We start from the raw sequence: 3,949 nt of genomic DNA, 5'->3' as shown, positions 1-3,949 counted from the left end.
AACGGTGCTCACCCTCGTAACGGAAGTGCCAGTGGGTCTGACCGTCATCCTTCCCGGGTGTGATAACCATGGATATCATTTTTCCAGCGGATATAGTTCACGGCGGTTATGCATGATGTCTGAACCCGTATGGGGCAATCCAATGGGTTGCCTGCATTGTCCCGTCGCAACTGCTCAAAACCTGGCTGCAAGTCATTATAAGGCAACAAACAACCTGCATTATCGTAGTTACATGATGTCTGCTGAAAAGATATCGTCGCACTCTTCAGGGTTGAGGTTGTTACCTAAATCGAAATCAAGCCAGGGAAACCTGAATATCGCAGAGCTATTCTCATCATCAATACTCACCAGGGAGTAACTTACATCTGGCTTTTAGTTTCAGGCCTAAGGTTTGAGAGAAAAGTGGATGGTATGACGAGAGTCGCGGAATGGATATTCCGCGATAACAGCACTACAGACCCGTATGGGTTATTTCATGCGACGCTGCCGGGCGACGCTGGCAAGGCGTTGTGTCCGGCAGTAAATGGCAAACAGGACGAAACCCTGCCCATTCAGTACCCAGCGAGCACCCACTAAAGCAGCGAGTGCCAGAATCAGCCACAGGCCCGAGTGGCTAGCAGTAACAACGCTGTAGCTCAGGAGTAAAACAGTCGATATAAGCAATATTGCACAGACATAAGCCAGTCCCGCCACACCCGCTGTATGGCCTCGCGCAAGCAGGTAACTGGACGTGAGTATCGCGCCAATAACAACAATTGAGGGAACAAAAAAACTCAACGCGTGTATCTGTGGACTCAGAGGAGGTAAAGCGTGCAGAAATGTCAGCAGATTAAATGCAAATGCAACCAGCAGCAGCATCAGCACGATTGCAACCGGGAAGCCGTTTTGCCGGGGCAGCGACTCAGAAGGCTGTTTAAAATAGCGCTCAAGCTCTGAAGTGGAACGAGCAAGTATGGAATCATCCTGTCGTGCGATTGCCTGATCTATTTCGCGCCCCTGTTGCAGGAGTTCAGTGATATTACGTCCAATAAGCCATGATAAAAATTGCATTAAATTACCGCCAGTGACTGGATTGTTCCCACGATGTAGCGTCCGGTACGCGGGACGTTACCTGGAGCAGCAATGATACCACTGACAGCACTGCCTGCCACAGCCGCTGCACTGGTGACGACCTGCGCGAGTTGCTTAACAAGTTCTTTTTGCACCGGCTCTACAGGGAAACGTTTTGGATAAAGTCCTGCACGGATGGCGGCTTTGAGCTCTTTATTAGTTATACCCGGGTTTTGTGCCTTGATGATTAATTCAGTAAGCCGCGCCCTGTCCTGCCTTGGATAGTTCCTGAGCCACTCCGTAGCTTTTAAAGAAGAGACCGATTTCATCGCTCGCCATGTTGCCAGGGCTTCTTTTAATGCACCGCCCACACTGGCAAGTGAAATAAGGTCAAGAGACGTTGAAGTGGCAACGTACCACTCCTGAGAGTCCAGCCACGCGACGTTTTCACCACCGTTTTCGACGAGATCATAAACCCGGTAGATACCATTAATACACTGCACACCTGTTGCCGCAGCACCGGCATAACCAATGGCGACAAGCACGCCGCTACTGCCAGCCGTTATCGGCGTTGCTGAAGCACCGATAACCGCCACGCCAGCGGTGATAATCATGGCACCACAGGAAAGAACGGTCGAGGCAATCTCCGTGCCCATTGAGGTCGCGCTGACTGCTTCGCTCAGTGACTTGCCCGTATCAGACGCTGTGGCTTGCTTAGGCGTTTTGGTCACAATAAGATGTGTGACGATACCACTTTGGCCATTAGGATGACGCTGACCAGGCCGGACAAGATAACGCTGTGCGCCATCTGCATAGATGATGCCAGCCTGATAAAACTCCCGGGTACAATCCATTGCTGCACCCAGCGCTTTGAAATCAAAATCAGGTGCCCCATAACCGGTTAGTCTCGCGATGTCATAACCCGGTAAGTTATTTTCGGGATTCATTCCTGGCAGGTTCATTTTATCTCCTTATAGGCTCAACAGGGTAAAAAGAGAGTTTTTTAGATATTGAAATGCGAAATGGAAAAACCATTGTTACCGCACCAAAACTTCATATCATTATGCAGGTGATATAATAACAAGCTTACCTTTTTTGATTGCACAAAAAAACAGCCATTCCATTACTCAACTTTGACTCAAAAGCCCTAATAGAGGACTTGCATTCCATATGAAGAAAATATTTTAAAAATAATCATCATCTAAACATGGCAATTAAATACCCACTGTAAAGCGAAGCACAACTCGACATTCACTTGAATTAATTCAAGCATCACTGCCAAAAATTAAATAACTGCTTCCAGATTTCCATCTCCTCATCTGTAGGAAGACTAAAATCACCCATAACCTTACGATAATTCATAAAACAAACATCTATAGCCCGTATTGAAACTGTTTTATTTTTACGACTACCATCAATGATAGCGTTCATCTCCTCACGATACTCTTCATTTTTAATCCTTTTTTGGAAGAATGTTTCAAGAAAATCTAAAACCTCACTGTAGGAAAAAAATCTATCATTCTCTCTCCGGTAAAATATCGATTTTATCGAACTCTATTGCCCTATGACCAGCATACATCTGTTGGATATTTACAGCACCATATCATGGATGCTGATCATACTGTAGTAAACAATGGATGTAAGATTATTTATAATTATATTTAATTTAAGAATAACAATTTCCAATCTAATTAGAATAAAGTGACAACTATCACATTCTAGTCAGTAAAAAGAAACAAAGCCAATAAAACTTAGTTAAAGCACTCTCTTATTTTACTAAGTATACAACAATATAAAAAGGTATAAGCGCAACCACAGGATTCGCCCACCTCTTTTCATTAAGGCAAAGCCATTAATACTAAAGCAAGAATTAGTTGCTATCCAAATATGCATCGACAGACTTTTCAATTTTGCTCATTACATCCGTTATTGCATGGAGGTAATCGTTATACATCTCAGCATAGCGACGCGGAAAACCTCTTAAAGGATTATTCATAATACTGTTATTCATAACTTTAACTTTAAGCAACTTCAACTCATCAATAAATACTATTAACCTCCCTTTATTTTCGCCATTCATAACTCCTTCTATGTAAGAAGATGTCTTATCTATTTCAACCAATAGTTGTTGCTTGTTCATAGTTAATTTCTCAATTATAAAAATCTAACATCAGTTATCCAACTGACAGGATATCCGTGCGGAAGCAGTATCTGGTCCACCCCACCCTCAAGAACTGCACCAGATTTCATAATCTGCTTCTCAACTTTCCCAATCTGAAGAATCGTTCCTTTCGGGATTTTTAAAGTTGCCTCGAATTGTCTGGTATTTTTCCATTCCGGTAAAAGTGCAGCATCTATTTTCGCCTGAATTTTATTCAGCGCCGGAGATGTACCAACAAATGAGCCATCTATTTTCGCATTACCACCAAAAACGCGATACAAGGTCACATCCTCAGTTGTTAAAACTGTTTTATATTCTCCATCTTTGAAAGAATCCCTTATCCAATCAGGTAATTCTGCCTTATCAATTTCTTTATACTTTCCTTTAAGACTACACCTACTCAAACCCTAAGGATCCACCCATCCCAGCGCATTCGGCGCATACTGGTAAAGGTTGAGCCCGCCAGCCAGCCCTATCGGGTCCTGCTGGGTAAACCGTCCACTGTCCGGGTCATAATAACGAAACAGATTGTAGTGCAGTCCGGTTTCCCGATCCAGGTATTGGCCCTGCATACGCAGATTCTGCTTCACCACCGGAACTCTTTCGCTGGACTCGCGCAGCAGCTTGCCCCACGGGCTGTTAATTCCTTCCCAGGCTTTTTGCCCTTCACCGTCAGTCAGCAGCTCCGGCATCCCGTTGGCCGCGTTATGGAACCAGTAAATCTCCGGGCTTTCCACA

6 protein-coding genes and 1 pseudogene are annotated in these 3,949 nt (G+C 44.5%); 1 reads left to right on the top strand and 6 read right to left on the bottom strand.

What is annotated here, in order from left to right:
* Window positions 1-358 (top strand): hypothetical protein (locus LQK91_RS21835; RefSeq protein ID WP_231001686.1); only part of this gene is annotated, 358 nt, incomplete at its 5' end.
* Window positions 359-468: 110 nt separating this feature from the next.
* On the opposite strand, the gene LQK91_RS21830 is transcribed toward LQK91_RS21835, so the two are convergent.
* From LQK91_RS21830 to LQK91_RS21805, 6 genes and pseudogenes are all read right to left on the bottom strand, one after another.
* Window positions 469-1,050 carry a hypothetical protein gene (locus tag LQK91_RS21830; RefSeq protein WP_105100187.1) on the bottom strand — a complete coding sequence of 194 codons (582 nt, stop codon included), beginning with the start codon at window positions 1,048-1,050 and terminating at the stop codon, window positions 469-471.
* Window positions 1,050-2,012 (bottom strand): hypothetical protein, encoded by a 963-nt coding sequence (locus LQK91_RS21825; RefSeq protein WP_008926140.1) that lies wholly within the window; start codon window positions 2,010-2,012, stop codon window positions 1,050-1,052. Before LQK91_RS21825 ends, LQK91_RS21830 begins: the two co-directional genes overlap by 1 nt.
* Window positions 2,013-2,322: 310 nt before the next feature.
* Complete coding sequence (locus LQK91_RS21820; RefSeq protein WP_231001685.1) at window positions 2,323-2,481, bottom strand: hypothetical protein; 159 nt, start codon at window positions 2,479-2,481, stop codon at window positions 2,323-2,325.
* Between the two features lie 439 nt (window positions 2,482-2,920).
* The gene (locus tag LQK91_RS21815; RefSeq protein ID WP_008926138.1) at window positions 2,921-3,190 is read right to left on the bottom strand and encodes a hypothetical protein; all 270 of its coding nucleotides are present in this window, start codon (window positions 3,188-3,190) and stop codon (window positions 2,921-2,923) included.
* 14 nt (window positions 3,191-3,204) lie between these two features.
* On the bottom strand, window positions 3,205-3,615 hold the full coding sequence (locus tag LQK91_RS21810) for a hypothetical protein (RefSeq protein WP_231001684.1): 411 nt from the start codon (window positions 3,613-3,615) through the stop codon (window positions 3,205-3,207).
* Window positions 3,616-3,621: 6 nt separating this feature from the next.
* Window positions 3,622-3,949 (bottom strand): annotated as a pseudogene (locus tag LQK91_RS21805) (RHS repeat-associated core domain-containing protein); the annotation flags it as partial.

The organism is Pantoea sp. MHSD4 (assembly GCF_021043305.1).
GTDB lineage: Bacteria > Pseudomonadota > Gammaproteobacteria > Enterobacterales > Enterobacteriaceae > Pantoea > Pantoea eucalypti.
This window is presented reverse-complemented; position numbering and strand designations above follow the sequence as displayed.